18 protein-coding genes are annotated in these 18,945 nt (G+C 61.9%); 13 read left to right on the top strand and 5 right to left on the bottom strand.

The genetic code is table 11. The annotated features are described in order from the left end of the window. Positions 1–9: 9 nt before the first annotated feature. The 5 genes from ABDB81_RS08765 to ABDB81_RS08745 are packed head-to-tail and all read right to left on the bottom strand — an operon-like array spanning position 10 to position 4,985. Entirely contained in the window at positions 10–768 is a 759-nt protein-coding gene (locus ABDB81_RS08765; RefSeq protein ID WP_137927724.1) for a conjugal transfer protein TrbJ, read from the bottom strand. Positions 769–786: 18 nt separating this feature from the next. Further along, complete coding sequence (locus ABDB81_RS08760; protein ID WP_137927723.1) at positions 787–3,243, bottom strand: VirB4 family type IV secretion system protein; 2,457 nt, start codon at positions 3,241–3,243, stop codon at positions 787–789. Next, positions 3,237–3,566: a conjugal transfer protein gene (locus tag ABDB81_RS08755; protein WP_008645668.1), complete on the bottom strand. Its 330-nt coding sequence runs from the start codon at positions 3,564–3,566 to the stop codon at positions 3,237–3,239. The genes ABDB81_RS08760 and ABDB81_RS08755 overlap by 7 nt, the downstream gene beginning before the upstream one ends. 1 nt (position 3,567) lies before the next feature. Next, positions 3,568–3,915 carry a TrbC/VirB2 family protein gene (locus tag ABDB81_RS08750; RefSeq protein WP_008645667.1) on the bottom strand — a complete coding sequence of 116 codons (348 nt, stop codon included), beginning with the start codon at positions 3,913–3,915 and terminating at the stop codon, positions 3,568–3,570. 20 nt (positions 3,916–3,935) lie between these two features. Then, a complete protein-coding gene (locus ABDB81_RS08745) occupies positions 3,936–4,985 on the bottom strand; it encodes an ATPase, T2SS/T4P/T4SS family (protein ID WP_137927722.1) in 1,050 nt (349 codons plus the stop codon). A 333-nt stretch (positions 4,986–5,318) separates the two neighbouring features. Between ABDB81_RS08745 and ABDB81_RS08740 the strand changes: the two genes are divergently transcribed. Genes ABDB81_RS08740 through ABDB81_RS08680 form a run of 13 tightly spaced genes read left to right on the top strand, consistent with a single transcriptional unit; the run spans position 5,319 to position 18,930 of the window. After that, positions 5,319–6,026 carry a type IV secretion system protein gene (locus ABDB81_RS08740; protein WP_137927721.1) on the top strand — a complete coding sequence of 236 codons (708 nt, stop codon included), beginning with the start codon at positions 5,319–5,321 and terminating at the stop codon, positions 6,024–6,026. Between the two features lie 15 nt (positions 6,027–6,041). After that, positions 6,042–6,950, top strand: a complete 909-nt coding sequence (locus tag ABDB81_RS08735) for a TrbG/VirB9 family P-type conjugative transfer protein (protein WP_137927720.1) — start codon at positions 6,042–6,044, stop codon at positions 6,948–6,950. Then, the gene (locus ABDB81_RS08730) at positions 6,950–8,194 is read left to right on the top strand and encodes a TrbI/VirB10 family protein (protein ID WP_137927719.1); all 1,245 of its coding nucleotides are present in this window, start codon (positions 6,950–6,952) and stop codon (positions 8,192–8,194) included. The genes ABDB81_RS08735 and ABDB81_RS08730 overlap by 1 nt, the downstream gene beginning before the upstream one ends. Then, positions 8,187–8,984 carry a transglycosylase SLT domain-containing protein gene (locus tag ABDB81_RS08725; protein ID WP_160475176.1) on the top strand — a complete coding sequence of 266 codons (798 nt, stop codon included), beginning with the start codon at positions 8,187–8,189 and terminating at the stop codon, positions 8,982–8,984. The genes ABDB81_RS08730 and ABDB81_RS08725 overlap by 8 nt, the downstream gene beginning before the upstream one ends. Further along, a complete protein-coding gene (locus ABDB81_RS08720; RefSeq protein WP_137927661.1) occupies positions 8,981–10,231 on the top strand; it encodes a pilus assembly protein PilL in 1,251 nt (416 codons plus the stop codon). Before ABDB81_RS08725 ends, ABDB81_RS08720 begins: the two co-directional genes overlap by 4 nt. Next, on the top strand, positions 10,228–10,662 hold the full coding sequence (locus tag ABDB81_RS08715; RefSeq protein WP_237380994.1) for a lytic transglycosylase domain-containing protein: 435 nt from the start codon (positions 10,228–10,230) through the stop codon (positions 10,660–10,662). Before ABDB81_RS08720 ends, ABDB81_RS08715 begins: the two co-directional genes overlap by 4 nt. Before the next feature lie 28 nt (positions 10,663–10,690). Further along, positions 10,691–11,290, top strand: a complete 600-nt coding sequence (locus ABDB81_RS08710; protein WP_137927662.1) for a toxin co-regulated pilus biosynthesis Q family protein — start codon at positions 10,691–10,693, stop codon at positions 11,288–11,290. 8 nt (positions 11,291–11,298) lie between these two features. Further along, positions 11,299–13,104 (top strand): protein PilN, encoded by a 1,806-nt coding sequence (locus tag ABDB81_RS08705; protein WP_137927663.1) that lies wholly within the window; start codon positions 11,299–11,301, stop codon positions 13,102–13,104. A gap of 1 nt (position 13,105) precedes the next feature. Further along, positions 13,106–13,894 carry a hypothetical protein gene (locus tag ABDB81_RS08700; protein ID WP_137927664.1) on the top strand — a complete coding sequence of 263 codons (789 nt, stop codon included), beginning with the start codon at positions 13,106–13,108 and terminating at the stop codon, positions 13,892–13,894. Next, on the top strand, positions 13,891–15,234 hold the full coding sequence (locus ABDB81_RS08695; RefSeq protein ID WP_137927665.1) for a type 4b pilus protein PilO2: 1,344 nt from the start codon (positions 13,891–13,893) through the stop codon (positions 15,232–15,234). Before ABDB81_RS08700 ends, ABDB81_RS08695 begins: the two co-directional genes overlap by 4 nt. A 10-nt stretch (positions 15,235–15,244) precedes the next feature. Continuing rightward, a complete protein-coding gene (locus ABDB81_RS08690; RefSeq protein ID WP_137927666.1) occupies positions 15,245–15,901 on the top strand; it encodes a hypothetical protein in 657 nt (218 codons plus the stop codon). 8 nt (positions 15,902–15,909) lie between these two features. After that, positions 15,910–17,706 carry an ATPase, T2SS/T4P/T4SS family gene (locus tag ABDB81_RS08685; RefSeq protein WP_137927667.1) on the top strand — a complete coding sequence of 599 codons (1,797 nt, stop codon included), beginning with the start codon at positions 15,910–15,912 and terminating at the stop codon, positions 17,704–17,706. Continuing rightward, positions 17,707–18,930 (top strand): pilus assembly protein TadE, encoded by a 1,224-nt coding sequence (locus tag ABDB81_RS08680; protein WP_137927668.1) that lies wholly within the window; start codon positions 17,707–17,709, stop codon positions 18,928–18,930. It begins immediately after the preceding gene. Positions 18,931–18,945 lie beyond the last annotated feature (15 nt).

Here is an 18,945-nt window from a genome sequence, read left to right as displayed (position 1 = left end):
AATCCTCTATCAATTGGCTTGCAACTTGCGCGAGTACACCCGTGCGCGCAGCTGCTTCAGCTCTTCATCCTGCGCCGCGTTAATGGCACGCATGGCATCGGCGCTCTGCGCTTCCTTGGCAACGTTCTGCTGGTCCTTGTCGGCATCGGACTGGGCGCGAACGCTCATGAGTTGGAGTAAATCGGAGTTCTGGCTGGCCAGCACATCCAGCATCTGGTTCGTTGTCTGGGCGGTCGCTTGTGCTGTTGGCGAAAGCTTGATCTGCGATTGAATTTTCTCGCGACGTTTGGCAACCGACTGGGTGTTCTTGAAGACCTGTTCGCCAAGGCTGAACAGCGCCTTGGCGGTCTTGTCGCCATTGGTCAGCAGGGAACGCTGGTCTTCGAACCATTGCTCCTTGGTTTTCCCGGACGACACGACCATGCTTTGGATCTTCTTCAGGTAGTCGGCGTTATCCTGCACCGTCCCATAAAGATCCTTTAGCGTGGTGCCGTACACTTCGTATTTGCCGATCTCGTCTTTGATGCTGTTGAACTGATCCATAATGGCCTCGGGGTCGAGGCCGGTTGCCTGCAACAACTGGTTGGCCATCATCTGGTATTGGTAGACGATGTTGGTGTTTTCGTACACCTCGGACTTGATTGACTGCAGAGCCGAGATGGTGGTTTGGACGAGGCCCACCCAGTCAGTGACAGGCAGTGCGGCGTGGGCGGTTGATGCAACCGAGACCGATGCGGCGACGGCGATGTTGGCGATCCACTTCTTCACTTTCTTCTTCTCCCTGGGTTAGGCCGCGCGCGCGAGCATTTCGCGGACGTAGCGTTCCTGCCAATCGGGCTCGCCCGACGCATGGTGGTTGTCACAAATAGACTGGGCGACGCCGTCGGATCGCAGCATTGCGACCATCTCGTCGTTGAATGCCGTCTGAAGCATCCGGGTCTGCGTATTGGTGATCCAGAGGTAGTCCCGGTTGGGGACCGCGTCGGAGATCATCTGGATCTGGTCGTTGGTCAGACCGAACTTCTCCCCATAGAGCTCAGGGGTCGTCTTGGCCTGGCTGTTGGGCAGATAGATCCAGTTAGCGATGTTCTCCTTCAGGATTTCGAAATTCGCCACGCGAGCGATCTGGCGCAAGGATTGGGTCGCCGCCCAGATCGAGCCGTTGAGCTTTCGGATAGTGGTAATCCAGTCCTCGAAGCGCTTATAGAACCGTTCGTTCTGGAAGAAGAAGCCGCATTCCTCCACCTCGATGACGGTGTAACGGATGCCGTCCATCGACTGGCTGATCCGATAGAACGCGTAGTCGGTGAAGAGAGCAGCCGCGCGCGGGAACTTCTGAAATAGCTCGCCGCACTCGATGCAGAGGTTGTCGCTCACGGCGAAGGCGTCATCCACGTGATCGAAGAAGTGACCGTATTGACCGCCCCTAAGCCAAATCTGGAGTCGCTCGCGCAGTTCACCGTGGACCTGCGTGGCGAAGTTGCTGAGGGTCCATCGTTCCGGGCCATAGCTCGCCAGCAGCTTCACTGCTTCGAAGATGTCCTGCTTTTGCTGCGGTGTGGTCGAAAAGCTGTCGTCTTCAATGGCGAGCGTCAGCCATTCGGCGACATAGGTAAAGCTACCCGGATCGGAGAGCAGTGAGAGCGGATTCACCGGCGTGCTAGCCTGGAATTTTCCAGTTACGTCGATGAATGCCCCACCGCTCAGCAATGTCGGAATACGCGTGGAGCGATCCTTATCAAAGCGAATGCGTCGTGCACCGTGTCGGTCCGCTTGCGACACCAGGAAGTTGAGGAAGACGGACTTCCCGGCGCCAATCGGGCCGATGACGAACAGGTGGCCGTTGCCACCCGGCTGGTGCATGTCGACGCGCTGAGGGGTGCGGTGGCGTGTCGGCAGGCAAGTGAGCGGCGGCACTTCGGTACCCCTCTTCTCCGATAGCCAGGCGTTCCGGGTTGGACCTTCGAGCACCGAGCGCACCGGTGCGATATCGGATACAGCAGGTGTCTCGACAAACTGCAGTCGCCGTTGCTTGTCCCAGCGCCCAGGGAGGGTGCTGTTCCACGCCGGCATCAGGTTGGTCTTTTCGCGGATCGCGCCAAATCCGGCGTTCGTCAGCGTGCCGACCACCTCGCTGACTGAATCCTCCAGTTCCGATTCCGTATCTGCGTAGATGACGATGGAGATATTGGCGAAACCGTGCTGGACGCCTTCGGCCGTCAGGCGTTTCAGGGCCTTGCCAGCTTCCTTGGCAAGCTCCTCGCGCCCCTCATCATTCTCGTTTTCCTCCTTCGCCACATACTGCTTGACCATCGAGCGGAGGTTGACAGCCGCCATCTTGTAGAAGCGGCGCACTTTCTCGATGTAGGCCGTGGCCCGCGCGGTATCGAGAAAGCGGAACATGATGCAAATATCCAGCTCCGCGTCCACCTGCAGAAGGCTGTCGAGCGCGGCTTCCTGGAAGCTCATCCACTCCTTTACCGCCACAATCGCTGCGTAGCGTTTGCCGTGGGCGGACTCGAACAGCAGGCGCTCAGCGCCCACGGTGATTTCAGATTCGCTCAGATGGGTGTCAAGCAATGTGACGGGAAACCGGATGCGTCGCTTCGGCACGCTGGGATTCGCAATCTGATGCAGCGCCTCGTAGCTTTCCTGCATGGCGAGGCGGGTTGGCTTGATGCGCGGAACACCGCCCGTGAAGGCATCCAGCATGGCCTCGAAGCGGCGCGTGTCGGAGCGGATCTGCTCCATATCGAAAGCGAAGGCACTGCGGGACAGCACGGTGTCCTTGGCAGCTTCGACAATGGCGCCATAGACTTTCTTGCCGCCGACCGTCATGTGATAGCCGATTTTTTCAAAGAACTTGGCTACGCCGGTTTCGGGCGTATAGGCGATGCTCAGTGAGTGCGCATTCCGAAAATAGCGCCCGGTCGTCATGTGCGCCTCATTCAGGGCGTTGAGACGGGCGTCGGTACCATTGCTGAATTCGCCGTCGACGTAACCTTTGGTGCGCCGGTGCGTGAGGCGCCACCATGCGGTAATGCGGTTGTCGAACGAGCGGCAGGCCTGGTCGAGCTGCTCACGTGCGGAGGTGATATCGCTTGCGTCGGCACTGTCTGCATCCACGCCGCGGAACTCGTAGGTGGCCAGCAGAGAGCCATCCTTGTTCAGGATGAGTTCAGGTGTGATCGAGGTGAGCCAAGGGGCAATCTCAGCCAGCGGGCGTCGCTTGAGTTTCAGCATGGCAGGTCGCTGTCAAAGCCATAGGGTCGGCGGAAAACTGGATGCGACTTGCCGTGCCACGGAAGTGATTCGTAGAGGTCGCCGTACTGGTTGTAAAGGTTCAGAATCTGGTTCCACCACGGATCTCGGCTTGTCAGCCACGCCAGTAGCGCATGAACGCTCAATCCCAGGACAAAAAACGTCACAGGGATTTGCCAGCCGCTTCGGTAGGTGACGTAGATCAGCAGTGCGGTAATCGTGCCGTTGGCGATGGCCAAGGTCCGCACCGCGCCGGCAATCAGTTGCGGCATGGACAAGCCGATGCTCACGTGGTGTTTGCGCATTTCAGAAGCCCGTGCAGGACGCAACAATATTCAGCGTCTTGAGGATCGACGGCGCAGCGGCGGCCAGACCGATGCCCACGCAAGCGCCAGAGATGAACTTCGAGAGCGAGGATTCGGCGTTGGCATACGCGATCGCGCCAAGCACGATCACGATGAGCCCCAGCACGAACAGGTACTTGGTGTTGATGAACGTCGCCAGGCCGCAGATGAAGTTGCCGAGATTGCCCAGGAACGAATCGTCAGCCGCCACCGCCGATGTGGCGACGGCCATCATGCCGATCATCAGCATGGCGGAGGGTGCGTACTTGCGGGCGGTGGCGCGTACGCGCGGATGGATTGCGAGCTGCATTTCGAGGAAGACTCCGTTGGTTAAAAGACACGTTTGAGGTCGTAGTCGTTGTCGCGAAAGCCTTTGATTTCAATGATTTCCGAGACGTGACGCATTTCGCCGGTTCGTTTCATGTGCACCACATAGTGGATGCAATCGGCAATGAGCTTGCGCATGTCGTCGAGCTTCCAGCCGGAACCGGGTGGAATGCCGAGCAAAGCCATGCTCTCCAGTCGGGAGAGAGCGGAGCGTGCGCTGCTGGCGTGAAGGGAGGCCATACCGCCATCGTGGCCGGTGTTGAGTGCCTGCAGCATGTCGAACGCCTCGCCAAACCGCACTTCGCCAACGAAGATGCGGTCGGGGCGGAAGCGCAGCGCCAAGGCGACGAGGTGCTGCGTGGTGACGCCCTTGTCCTTGTTGGACAGCAAGCGGACCTGGTTAGGTACGGTCAACTTCAATTCCATCGTGTCCTCAATCGTCAGAACACGATCGCCTGCCGGGACCTTGCCCGCGAGGGCGTTGAGGAAAGTCGTTTTCCCTGAGGACGTGCCACCGGCGACGATGACGTTCTTGCGGCGGACCATCAGTTGTTCGAGGGCGCGTGCAAGAGCTTCGTCTTCCTCCCCGCCAAGAAAGATCGGCTCTTCCTCCTGGGTTGTGGCGTTCCGTAATGAAAAGGCGCCGGCTCGCGCGTAGTCCGCGAGGGACAGGTTCGTTTCCCTGTGTCTACGGATGCTCAGCGCGTGACCATCAATGGCAGTCGGTTGCATGACCGCCGCGATCCGCAGGCCCTTGTGGCCGGCATTGATGATGCCTTGCTCTGTGCCGCGGACTGCGGATTTTTCGACGGAGGATGCGAGTGAGCGGACGGCGCCCTCGACCTTGAATGGCTCAAGTACCACGTCCAGCTTTGTGAGGACGCCGCGGCGTTCCACCCAGATGCTGTCGTGGCGGTTGATCATGACTTCTGCAACGTCCGGCGCATGGATGACGTCGTGCAGCGGCGCGAGCGACTCGAAGAACATCGAGACGGCGCTTTCGGCCAGCTGCGTGAGCTGTAGAAGAGGGTGGTCGTTGGTCGGCGATTCCATGCCCCGTATTGTTGGCGGGGTACGTTATGCATGGACTGCCGAAAGCTATGGGATTTTGGCGAGCTTTCTCAGGATTTGATGTTCGGTCACGCCGCGCCAGTCCCGGCGTGGTATCAAAAGTCTGAGCACGCTCATCACAAAATCCTAGAAAGCTCACTTTTTTGTATCGTCTTTCTAGGGACATCGATCTGGCTGCGCCGGTGACTCAGCGCATACGACTTTTCAGGTATATCGCAGAATTTAAGAAAGCTGAGTGAAATCACATAGCTTTTTGGTGATAGTCGGCGGGCATTAGCTGATTCAATGGGCGGCATCAAATTGGATAGCCGCAGCATGCGCCTTACTCGCAAATCTTCCGACAAAGCCAAGCCCCTGACCGTTGCGCCGGGGATGTATGGCGATGAAAGTCCGGAGCAAGCCATCTTCGACCGTACCACGCGAATCAGCGTGGACCGGAATCATTGGAAGCTGGCCACCGTTGGGTTGGGCGTAATCGCAGTGGCGGCGATCCTTACGCGTGAGCCACCGCCTTCGGTCGTGAAAGTGGTCGGTGTGTCGTCGGACGTGACTGGTAAGCCGATCACGCGTGAACTGGATGCCTTCCGCCCGGATGAGCGACAGGTGCAGGCCGCGCTCAAGGACCTGGTGCAACGTTGGTTCACCATCGAGCCGATCCTGACCTCCCAAATTGAAACGTCTCGCATGGCAGCGAACCTACGTTCCGTGCGCGAGCAGATGCTGGGCTCGGCCAAGGAACAGTTCAAGGCGTGGGTGGACGAGGATGAGCCGTTCCGTCAGGTCACGTCGTCGCCCACGCTCACGCGGGAGCCAAAGTTCACCAATATCGCGAGCCTGCCGGACAGCACCGTGGTCGTCGAGTTTGTGACTACGACCACCGAAGACGGCTTCAAGCCGCGCAAGCAGCGATACACGATTACTTTCCGGTACCAGACCAAGCCGGCGGACAAGGAAGCCGTGCTCGGCACCAATCCGTTTGGCGTGTACCCCATTTTCTTCAGCATTCAGAAATCCGCGGCCTGATCCGCGCACACGCTCATGGACGCCCGTACTTCTTCCCGATTCCTCCCTGTCGCCATCGCCTGCTGTATCGCGCTGGTGCTGTCTGTTCCGGATGGCCACGCTGCCGAAAAGATGCCCCGTCGCCCAGGAGCCGGGATGGCAGGTCTTGGTATCGGTGACCTCAGTGATGCGATGAATCCCACCAACCCGTTCAACGGCGGCGTGGATCCGGTCGCGCTGCCGGGCGACTCGCGGCTGGTTGTGTTCACCTACAGCCGCGACCAGATCTTCCGTGTCCTGAGCGCGCCGCTCAAGGTGACAACCATCGAGTTCCCGGACGATGAGCAGATCATTGGTGATCCGGCTTGGGGTGAGAACGTCAGGTGGGACTACGATACCGACGGTGCCAATCACCTGTACGTGAAGCCGCAAGCTGCCGGCCTGGTCAACACCTTGTCGGTGAACACCAACAAGCGGAGCTACGAATTCACGCTGGTTTCCTCGCCGCTCGGCGGCATTTTCTACCAGAAGGTCCGGTTCCGTATTCCTACGTCCATTTCTGCAAAGGTGAAAGCGCGCAATGACGCGCGGCCCGAGCAGGCCGACGACGGAAAGGCTGGCGAATCCGACAGCGGCCGGAGTCTGGATGCCGTTGGCGTACCGCCCGACCAGCTGAATTTCGACTACAGCATCTCTGGGGGCGCGGCGTTCAAGCCGGACACGGCCTTTGACGATGGCAAGGCGCTCTGGCTGCGCCTGCCGGCTGGTGCCCTGCAGAACTGGCCGGTCCCGCTCATCAAGGACGGCAGCGACTACGTGGTGGTGAACTCCGTGACGCGCGGTCGCTATCTCGTGGTGCAACGGCTGGCCGACACCGTGGTGCTGCGTTCCGGTAGCGATGAAGTCAAGATCGAGCGTCGTCGCCGCATTCTGGGGTTGTTCTGATGCGCGGCAACAAGAAGTCCGAGAACGTCACCGACGTGACGGAAGCGCAGGAGCGTACTGTCAAGGGGAAGCTCCCGCGAAACGTTGTGCTCGCCTTGGGTGGCGTGGCCGCCGTCATGGTTGGCGCGCTGGGCTACTACTACCAGACGATTTCGGACCAGCAGCAGGATGCCAAGGCCGAGCAGCAGCGCACCGACCAGATCGCCCAGCGCGCGGGCAGCGCGGACACGGGCCAGAGTCTGGAGGCCACGATTCGCGCACAGGCGGACAAGGCGCGCGAGGAAGCCGACAAGCAGCGCAAAGAGGCGATTGCGCCGGACACGAAAGCGCCTGTCATGACCGCTGGCGATCTGACCAGTGCGGCCAAGAGCACGCCCGCATCGCCGGATGCCAAGAAGAATGCGCAAGATGACCTCTTCACTGCGCCGGTCTTCAAGAGCGGGACGCGGAAGTCCCAAGTCAATCAGGCAAAGCCAACGGCGGCGCTAGCGGACATCACCGATCCCGCGCAGATGCGCGCGATCCAGCAGGCTGTGGCGGCGAAGGCAGCGGCGGCGAATGCGGCGGCTCAGAATCCTGAGGGCGCGGTGGCTCAACCGGCGTCTGCCGATCGCCAATTCTTGCGCGACGCCGGCAGCATGACCACACTGCGTACAGGTTTCGACGGCAAGCTCCCCCGTTGCACCCTGAGCCGGGGCTTCAACATTCCTGCAAATTTTGCGGGCGGTCTGAACTCGGACAAGCCGGGCGAATTCCGTGCAACCGTGTCGCAGGACGTCTACGACACGGTGAAGGGCACCTGCAAGATCATCCCTGCCGGCAGCACGCTGGTCGGCATGTACAGCGCTGACATCGCAGTTGGCCAGGAACGCATCCTCACGGCCTTCGTGCGCATGCAACTGCCCAATGGCAAGACTGTGCCGCTGATGGGCATGCAGGGCGCAGATCCGGACGGCACCGCCGGCAATACGGGTGACGTCAACAACCACTTCCTGAAGATCTTTAGCGGCGCGCTCATCATCGGCGCGCTGTCGTTGCGCTTCAACGACAACCCGACCACCACAACGGTCGGGCCGGCCGGACTGGTGGCATACGGCAACGCGGCAGGGCAGGTAGCGACGCAGACGGCCCAAACGATCCTGAATCGCAACCAGAACATTCGCCCGACCATCACGACCGAGCCCGGCCAGAAGATGATGGTGCAGGTCAAGCATGACATCGTGCTGGAGCCTTATCGTGACTAAGCGGCTCGCGGCGTTCTTGCTTTGCGCTTCCGCGTCCTTTGTTGCCAGTGGGGCAACGATCGATGCCGTCATCAGCCCCAACGCCATTGTCGTGAATGCCGATGGTCAGGCGCGCGTGCACACCCTCGAAGGCAAGCCCGTCTTGTACTGCGGGCTGGACACATTCCTTGCCTGGTCGGCGCGGCTGCTTGGCGTGCAGATCGAGGCGGGTGGGGACCAAGGCCCGACCGTCACGTTGGCGGGAAAGACGGTGCCGCTTGCTCGTCTGTTCGCTCGGGAAGGGTGGTTGCGCCCGCCACATCTGGATGACGCCGCTCAAGAAGCGCTGGCGGAGCGCCGCGGCGGCTGGGCATGCGCGCCAAAGACCGAGCCGTTCGCCCAGATGGGCAGCCGCGTGGACCCCAAGATTACCGCTGGCATTGCCATGAACGAGTCGTCGTATCGCGGCCGCCCTTGGCCGTGGACGCTAAACGTTGCGGGGCGGGGCATGTTCTTCTCGTCGAGGGAAGAAGCCTATTCGGCGATCAACCGTTTGCTGGCGAGCGACCGCTGCGACTTTGACGTGGGCCTCATGCAGGTCAACTGGTGCTACCACGGCAAGCGTTTTGCCTCCCCGTGGGAAGCACTGGCGCCGGCGACAAACATCCGCGTGGCTGAGGACATCCTTGCGGAGAACCTCCAGCGCAGCGGCTCCCCCATGAAGGCCGTGGCCTGGTACCACAGCGCCAACCCGGAGCGTGGCGGGCCTTACTTCTCACGTTTCATGAAACACGTTGCGAGCTTCCAATGATCAGGCCGCTGATTTTCTCTGCACTGGCGCTGTTGGCAGCGCCGGCCATCGCGGCCGATACCGACCCGCTCGACTTCGACTACCAGGTTGTGGCCCGCGCGTCCGACCGGCCTGCGATGGTGTTCAACGACGGACTGTCCACGTACATCCAGCCGCGCTTCGGGCAATCGGTGCAGGCCGATGGCGCGATCCAGAACGGTCCCTATTGGGTCATCGAAGGTGTGCCGGAAGTGGTCCGCTATTCAGTGAACGGACAGCCTGTTGTAGCACGTTGGAAACGGGCGAATGGCTTCACGTCCGAGCCAGCCAACCCCGGTGGCGACATGCCGCGCAGCCTCGCCGCGATCTCGGGCCGCCTGGCTCTGATTGGCAGCTACTCGGATATCGCGCTGGTGCGCGCCGGCCGGTCCTCCTTGCCGCTGGCGCAGATGGTCAAGTCCATCGCGCCGAACGGCTGGAGCGGCACGGCGCAGAAAGACATTCCGCTGACGGACGATGTCTCACTGGATGCCCGGGCCGGGGAGAACTGGCTGCAGGCGCTGGCGCAGGTGCTTGAGCAGCGCAACCTGTACGCAGAGGTGGATTTCGGCCGCCGGAACGTTGCACTGCGTGCCACGCCGCCCAAGGCGTTCGCCGTGGAGACCGCGACCGGCGGAATGCTCCGGGCCTCGGCCACGTCTGGAACCACGCCGGCAGTCCCGACGCCGGTCCCGGCCGCGAGCGCACCCGCGGCAGGCACTCCGCTCCCTGAAGGTCCGACACTGGCCTCGGCATTCAACGCGTTGGCAATCCGCGACGCCAAGAACGGTCGCATCGAAGTCCGCTTCGAGACCGAGCCGAAAGATCTGGAAGTGCGCGATGGCGCGGGTGACAAGCTCCGTACGCGATGGGATGACGCCGAAAAGGTGCTGTCCTTCCCGACGGTCGACAGCTTTACGGCGAGCAGTGGAGCGAAGCGCGTCGAAGTCGCACGTGTGCCGGGCATCAATTTCCTGTTCCCCCGCGAGAACGATGCGGGCCTGGAGCGCGTGTTTGAGAAGGACGGTGCCACTTATCTGAGCTTTGCCAAGTCCTCGGCCAGCATCTCCGTATTCGGCGACAACCACCAGGGCGGCGGCGAGCAAAAGGACCGGTACTTCAAGTTCAACGGAGTGTCCGATCACCTTACTGTGATCGCGGACGGGAATGTCGTCCGGGTGGACCGTCTGCCAGAAGTCCGGTTCTACGAGCGAGCCGCCCTTCAATGAGTGTGAAGCGCCATTACCTCCTGTTGTGTGTCGTTGCCGGGCTGACGGTGGCCGGCGGTGCGCACGCCGACTGCCTGGACGAAGCCGCAGCATTCCACCGCGTAAGCCCGACGCTTGCACGCGGGATTGCGCAGGTCGAATCCGGTATGCGCTCGTGGGTGACCAACACCAACACGAACGGCAGCGAGGACATCGGCCTGATGCAGATCAACTCGGCGCACCTGCCGCGCCTGGCGAAGTTTGGCATTACGCGGCAGAGCCTGTTCGACCCCTGTACGAACGCGTACGTGGGGACGTGGATTCTCGCGGATTGCCTGAGCCGATACGGGGAAACGTGGACGGCGGTCGGTTGCTACAACGCCGGCGCTCCAGACAAGCGGCTCCGGTACGCCAACCGTGTCTATCAGAAGCTCCAGTCCACCAGCAAATAAGCCAACGAATTCATAACGGAAATCAGCCATGTACCAGCCTCGATCGATGTCCCGGATGTGCCGGGTTCTGCTGAGCGGCGCCGCCGCTATCGCCGTCTGCGCTCACGCAGCCGTACCCGGTACCTCGCCTTTTGGGGCGTCCGCATCGGGCAACTTTGAGCCGAGCAAGCCTTTGGCCGGTGGCGGCTGGCAGCTGCTGTCGGACGGTCGTGGCAACGCGCAGCCGAAGGTAGGCGAGGCTCCGGCACTCATTGCCAAGGCAAGCGACACCTCGACGCCGATTGCCCAATCGATCCCCGCGACGGTAGTGACGCCGGTGGCCGCTGCGGGTGCAGCACTGCCGACCGGTTCCGGCCCGCGCGACTGGACTGTCTCTACCGCCGACGGCAACTATAGGCTGCTGGTCGAGAAGTGGGCCCGGGAGACTGGCTGGACGGCTGCGCCTTGGGAACTGGACCAGGACGTGGAGATCGGTGGCAACGATGCGTTCACCGCAGATTTCAAAACAGCCCTTCGTCGCGTCCTCTCGTCCACGGAGATGACCGACTACAGCCTGAAGCCTTGCTTCTATTCCAACAACTATGTGCGCGTGGTGAAGAAGACCACGAAGTGCAATCCGTCCAAGTGAGGCGAACAATGAAGCTGAACCGCATTCTCCGTCCCGCCACTGGTGCCGCGCTCGTTACATCGATGCTGGCCGGTTGCGTCTCGCCGACGTTGCTGAAGGATGTTCGGCAGACGACCGACGACACACGCGCGCAAGCCACGCAAACCACCCAGGATCTCTACGCCCGTATCCGGCAAGACCGCGCCGCTGTGGAAGCGGAGCAGGACGTTGACCGCCCGTTCCTGGTGGGAAAGCGCGTGGCCGTCGCGCGGAACGTCACGCTGCCGCTGGCACTGCGCAACAACGTCGACACGTGGGTGATGTTCCCCGAGAAGACGATGCCGCTTGCGGTGGTCGGCCAGCGCATCACGATGGCAACCGGTATCCCGGTCAAGATCGACTCGGACGTGTACCTGCCTTCGAACGTTCTGATGCCTCGCTCGCTGGGCCCACAGGCGCAGCAGGCTTTGCGGGGTACGCCGGTCAGTGGTACGCCGACGCCGGCGGGCGCTCTCGGTCCCGCACCGTCGCTAGGCGGCCCGCTGCCCTCTACGCTAACTGCCGCTGGGGGATCTGCCGGCATCCAGACCACACCGCTGGTCGAGAACGCCTTGAACGTTGAGTTCAAGAACAGCGAAAAAATGCCGCTCGCGACCATGCTGGATCTGGTGGCCACGCGTCTGGGCATCAACTGGGAATTCCTGCCTTCGAAGGGCGTCATTCGGTTCTACCGGCTGGTGACAAAGACCTGGCAACTGCCGATTCAGCCGGGCACCAATTCGTTTACGACGGAGTTCAAGCAAACGTCTCAGGGGTCCGGCGGCACGGGCAACAGCGGTAGCTCGAACTCGTCGCAGATTGACGCTGCGGCCAAGGCCGAGCTGAAGGAACTCGATGATCTGGAGGAAGTCCGCAAGAGCTTGAACCCAGTGCGCACGATGGTGGGGGATCTGGACCTGAACCGCGGTACCGGCCTGCTCACGATGCGTGACACGCGCGAAGCGGTGGAGGCGGCCGACGACATCATCCGTCGCCAGATCGCCATCTACTCGCGCATGGTGACGCTCAAGTTCCAAATGATCGACCTGTCCGTTGCCGACAACGGCGAGGCTGGCGTGGACTGGAACGCCGTGCTGACCAAGGCGCTGGAGAACGTGCCGGGCTTCACGCTGTCGGCGCTATCGCCGTCGACGCTGGTGTCGAGCACGGCCGGCAGCTTTGGCCTGACGATGAACTCGGGCCAGTTCGCGGGCACCAACGCCATCATGAGCGCGCTCAAGCAGTACGGCACCGTGACGTCATCGGTGACGATTCCCGTGTCGATGCGTAACCGCCACGCCTTCCAGTACAACAACCGGCGCACTTTCTCCTACGTCTCAAGCACCACGCCGGCGACAACGACCGCTGGCGGCACGGGTGGCATTCCGGGTATCAGCACGTCGACGGCCACGGTGGGTTTCAAGCTGCAGGTCTATGCCGATGCCACCACGCGCGACGACGTGAACCTGCAGATCGCCTTCGACCAGTCGAAGCAGGATGGGCCGCTGGAGAAGTTCACTTCGGGCACGGGCGATAACCAGCAGTCGATCCAGAACATCAACCTCGTGGCGAAGGGAATCCCCAAGCAGGATTTGATCGTACGCAACGGCCAGACGGTCGTCATGACCGCGTTCGAGCAGGATGACACGCAGTTGACGCGCCGCACGCTCGGCGAGTCACTGCCGATGATTCTCGGGGGCTCGATGACTGCGTCGAAGACCCGGACCTTCACCCTCGTGCTGGCGACCGTCATGGTGCAGGACCAGGGCGAGCCCTCTGTTCAACACGGCAGCTGACATGGCGCGCATCCAAACACTTTGGGCCGATATCGCCCGGCTTTACCGCGATCATTACTGGGTCGCCGTGCTGATGTGGCTACCCGGCATCGCTATGCTCGCGATGCAGCGACCGGCGGAAATGATTGGTTGTGCACTGGCCACGTGCCTGCTGACGTTGGCGTATCAAGCAACGCTATCTGCCTACGGATTGCATTTGGAGCATCGTATCGACTCGGAGGACGTCGGCTTCTTGCATGTGCGTATCGACGGCATTGACCTGGGCGCCGTGCCGGAGAATGAGTACGCTGCCATCCGTCATCGCGCGGCATTCTCCTTGTCGACGTATCTTCGTCAGCTGTGCAACGCCGGCGTGCTGGCGGTCAACGTCTGCCGCTGGCTGGCTCGATATGTGCCGCTGATGATGTTCTGGACTGCCGTCGGCGCATTGCTGCTGGACGGCACCGGTACAGTCACCGGCATCAAGTCGATCCTCCTCGCGGCACAGGTGGCGCCCGAGCGGCTTTCCGATCTCCTCGCACTGTTCTTGAGAGCGACTTTGCTTGTGGCGATGATGGGCGCGCTGTTCGCCTATCGGCAATTTGGATTCCGTAACGAGTTCCGCGCCGAGTGGCAACATGCGCTGCGCAACCGTCTGGATCTACCGTCGACAGGGGATCTGTCGTTGCATCGCATGCGGGGCAATGAGTCCGTACCGGTACGCGATGGGGCTGAGTTCCGCGCGTTCCTCCGCAAGCGGTACCGCTTCGGGGCTACAAACGGCGGGCTTCTTGATGGGGTTGCGCAATGATTCTGGATATCCACGGCAAGAAGCTGGTGTTCGGCATGCAGTGGCGCACCCTGACGGGGAGCGGCACGCCGACGACACTGGCTGCCAACATTGCGAAGGAAGTCCGTGCCGCGCGCATCTGGCACGAGGACCAGGCGCTGCACATGGGCTATCTCAGCGGAGCCGATGCGCAGGCCAAGATCAAGGACAAGCTGTATTCGGCAGCGGCCGCGCTCTCGCGCGTGCCGGAACTGGTCCCCAACGCGCTGTTCGTTTTCAGGTTCGATCACGCCGGCGCCGCGCCGATCTACTTTGTATGCGGCATCGTCAAAGGCAGGCCGCGCGTAGGTTTTGATCAGGTCGTGACCGAAGAGCGCACGCTGTCTGCGCTCGTGGCCGATTTCCCGACGAAGTTCGAGGGCGAGTTCAAGTTGGTTGGGAATTCGCCGGAACTGCTGGCGTTGCTCCCGCAGGACCGCCGCGTCTCGCACGTCGAGTTTGATTTGGCAAAGCTGGTAGAGGTGGCCGGTCCGGCGGCGGTTCTGAAGAAGCCGCGGGCGACCACGCAGCGCAAGCAGTTGCTGATCGTGACGGCGCTTGCTGCCGTCGGCTTTGTCGGGTGGCACTACGGCAAGGCCGAATATGAGGCTTACCAGCGCCGTCTGCATCCGCCGCCGCCTCAGAAGACGCCTGCGGAACTGTATGCCGAGGATCTAGTTTCGCGCAGCGCTGCACCTGTCGCACCGGCAGCGAGTGCACTGCCGGCATTCACGCACTGGTTCTCCGCGGTGGCGCCGTTGTCTGTGGGCGGCTGGACGCTATCGACGGTCAAATGCGAGCAGGTCGTAACCCCCGAGTCGGATTGCGTTGCGACCTACGTCATCAAAGACACCACCCGTGGTGCCACGAATCGGACGTTCTTGGAGGCGATCCCGGACTGGGCAGCGAATCCGCATTTCCAGAAGGGTGACGCCGCCGTGGATGTATCCGCTCGCGTCCGGATGGGCGAGGCCCGGCGCCTGGGCGATGTGGTCGGCCGCCTGCCGGCTTCCATGTCGCTGCGTGCGGACTTCGGATCGCAATTGCAAGTTCTCCGGCCCGTGGCGGGCAAGGCTGAGCTGGGCGAGTTCGGCCACTTCGGATTCGTGCCACCGCAGGGGCCTGCCTCTATCGAGCACCCCGTAAAAGTGGGTAATTGGGAACTGTCCGGCCCGCTGCGTAACGCGACGGAGTTCAAAGCGTTCCCGACACCGGTGACGGTCACCTTCATTGAGCTGTCCGTGAACCTTGACGCCGCGCCCGATCTCAAGCAATCCAAATTCATGTTGACGGTCAAGGGCGATGCCTACGCCCGCGATTAAAGGACACCCCATGCGCTTCGCACGAAACTCTGGCCGCACGCTGGCCGCGATCCTGGGCCTCGCCGTTGTTGGCGGTGCCTACGCCGACGACGACACCAAGACGATCACACAGAAGCTGATCGACGCTGATGGACGGGTGGCGCTTCAGAAGATCGAGCAGGATCTGAACAAGGGCGCGCCGCCCGCTGCGGTGTCGGCGGCACCCAACCCTGCGCAGGCCAAGGCGGAGGTAGAGCGTTCACGCCCGCGCACGATCGCCCTCTATGGCGTTGACGGCCGCTCCGCCGGTGGCGCCATGTCGCTGCGCAGCTATGTGCAATGGGGCGGCGAGACCTATTCAGCCAGGGTGGGGGCAAAGTGGCGCGGCTATACCGTGAGCGCCATCACCGAGAGCGGCACCACGCTTACGAAGGGCAAGTCCAAGCTCTTCGCGCCCTACGAGCAGGACGATGCTGTGAACCTGTTTGAACAACGACCTGGCGGCGAGGGGATGAACGCCGCGCGGCCGTCGTCGCCACTGCCGCAAGGTGGTCTGCCCGGCGCGGCCGCTCCATCCTTCCAGATGCCGTCGACGTTGCCGCAGCCTGCACAGATGCCGGCTGCCCCCATCATGCCCCCGATCGCGCCGCCCCAGCCGGGTGGGATGCCGCCGGTTGCGCAGCGCTGAGTGCCGAAATGGGACTGTTCTCCAAATCGGAAAAGGCCAAAACCGGCATGGCCGGTATGAATGGCGTCACCGTGCTGACCGGCAACGGCGCGTCGTTCATGCCGGCGGCGTCGGTCGAGCCCACCCTCGCGCCGCCGCCAGCAGTCGCGACGGAGATCGGCACGGCAGATGACTTGCCTGTTTTCCTCAGTACGCTCTACGAGGAACTGAGTCTGTCGCAGTCCCTGCGTCACTCGATCTGCCCGGTGCTGGTGTCGGAAGGTAGCGGCGCTGCCGGTCGTGGCACCTTCGCGGTGATCTTGACCCGAGAGATGGTCAATTCGGACGTCACCGAGGAAATCCTGCGCCAGCTGCGTCTGCGTTACGACGCGGCGACCCCGATGTTGCATGTGGCCGCGCCGCAGGTGATGGTGACGCTCTCGCGCGGCGGTGTGGATCCGATGGGCTTGGCCGACGGCACGCCTGCGACAGGCCGCCGCCCAGCAAGCGCGCTATGGCACAACTTTGAAGCCATCCTGCGCTTCACCTTACGGGAGACGGCCTCCGACATCCATTGGGAGATCGTCGACCAGGGCACCCATTCGCAGATCCGGTTCGCCATCGATGGCTATCTGGTGGACCCGCCCGAGTTTCGTATGGAAACCGGTGTGCTGCTGGACACGCTGTCGCATATATTCCAGAAAGGGAAGGGCGGCTCGCACAACGCGTTTTCACGCGCTTTACCACAGCAGACGAGCATTCGCACTCGCGTTGACGGGCAAAGCGTCGTCTGCCGCTGGGCGTCTGCGCAGAGCGTCAACGGTCATCTGACCGTGATGCGGGTTCATCGCGAAGAGGCTCAAACTCACATCCTCGACTTTGTGGAGGATCTGGGCTACTTCCCGCAGCAATCGGCGCTCCTGGATCGTTGCACGTTGAACCTCGGCGGAGGCACCGTGTTCGTGGGAGTGGTCGGCTCCGGCAAGACCACCTCCGCGCAGGCCGTGATGCAGCGGCTGCCGGCATGGATGAACAAGATGACTGTGGAAGATCCGGTGGAGCTGATCGCACCGGGCACGCATCACTTCTCGGTTTCCCGGACGCTGGATGCTGGCAACCGCGACGAAGATCCGTTCATTGCGATGAAGCGGCAGATCAAGCGGATGAACCCCCATTTTGTGATGGTGGGGGAATTGCGCGATCACGAGTCCGCCGGTCTCTTCCGTGACGTCGCCGGTGCAGGCCTGCGTGCGCTCACGACCGTCCACGCCCCAAGTGCCCTGACGGCGCCCGATCGACTGTCCGACGGTGAGCTTCGCATCCCGCGCAGCGTTCTGGCTACGCCCGGCTTTATCAACCTGTACGTCTACCAGGCGCTGCTCCCGAAGACCTGCTCCTGCGGCCTGCATGGCGCGGAAATGAAGAACGTTCTGGGCGCGGCCAAGCTGCAGCAGATCGAGCGACTTTTCAAGTTCGATGTGGAGGGCATCCGTCTGCGCAACCCGGCGGGCTGCGAACTCTGCGCCCGGCCGAACTTGCCGGACCTGAATGGCGCACGTGGGCGTACGGTGGTGGCCGAAATGTTCGAGCCCGACGAGCAGGATCTCGTCTACATCCGCGACGCCATGAACATCGAGCTCGCGGCCTATCAGCGCACCAAGCGAACGACAGGCTTCGATATCCCCGACAGCACGGGCAAGACGGTATTCGAGGTGGCCATGTACAAGGTCTTCGCCGGGATCGTGGATCCGCGCGAAGTCGAACGCATCACGTCGCTGGACGCCTATGAGGCAAAGCGCCAGCGTGAAATGCAACGGAGAAATTGAGTGCTCAAATCCATGCAGCGCTTTGGCCAGATTGTGCAGGGCAAGGTTGTTGGTCCCGGTCTGCGTGCCGGCGACCGCGTATTTGCCGACCGTCTCTTCTGGGCCAAGTTCCGGTTCCGCGCCGAGCGCGGTACGTACTACAGCGCACTGGCCAAGCGTATTGCCGCGATGCCCGGCGAGCCGATATCGAACTTCTTTGCCAAAGATGCCGCACGCCGGGCTGGTGAGCCGCTGGGAAAGCTGTCGGCGCATTGGCTCGCGCGCTTCGAAGGCCTGGACGGGGAGAAGCAGCAGTCCACGGTCACGGAGATCTTCCGAGGGACGGTGCCGGATGAGGACATCCCGATCCTTGCCGTGGCAGAGCAGGGCGGCGACATTCGAGAAGGACTGGAAACGCTGGGTGCGAACCTGCTTGCGCTGAAAGAGGCGCGCACAGGCATGGTCGCCATTCTGACCGGCGTCGTCTTTACGTTCCTGATCCTTCACGTCTACTTGGGGACGATGGCGTTCTACGCCGGCCCGAAGATGGAGAAGTCGTTCCAGGCGCTGCTCGATCCTAGCCAATATGGCCCGCTTGGCTCTGCATTCCACATCGGAACGACGTTCCTGCGCCATTGGGGCTGGCTGTTGCTGGCTGCCGAGATTGGCATCGTCCTATGGACGGCGCGGGCGCTGACGCGATACGTCGGCAAGCACCGGGGCTGGATGGATCGGAACCTGCTGCCGTTCGACTTTTTCCGTCGCTTCCAGGGGGCGCAGTTTTTCGCGGGGTTGTCCGCTGTGACAAAGCGCGTCGGCGGCGATCGTAAGAGTTTGTCGGCAGGTCTGTCGCTGATGCGGGACAACGCGTATCCCTACCTGGCGTACCACATCGAGCGCATCGAGCTGAACCTGGAGTACATCCCGAACGAAGGGGGCAAGGTCTTCGACACGGGCCTTTTCGACAAGGACACCAGCTTCAACATCCAGGATATCGCCGAGTACGAGGAAGACCTCTCGAAGATGCTGAGCAAGGTGGCCGCAGACATGCTCAAGGATACCCCCGCCTTGATGCTCAAGAAGGCTGCGGCTTTCAATCGCCGTATGTCGGTTGCGATGGCGTTCCTCATTACAGGCTTGTCGTTCACCCCCTTCTTCATCGCTATGGAGATGAAGGGACGTTCCCAGATTGTGGGCATGTCGAAACAGCATGTCGCGCCGTCAACTGTCACCCCCCAACCTTGATTTCAATTCCCCAGG

It is taken from the genome of Cupriavidus sp. DL-D2, from assembly GCF_039710735.1.
Taxonomy (GTDB): Bacteria; Pseudomonadota; Gammaproteobacteria; order Burkholderiales; family Burkholderiaceae; genus Cupriavidus.
This window is presented reverse-complemented; position numbering and strand designations above follow the sequence as displayed.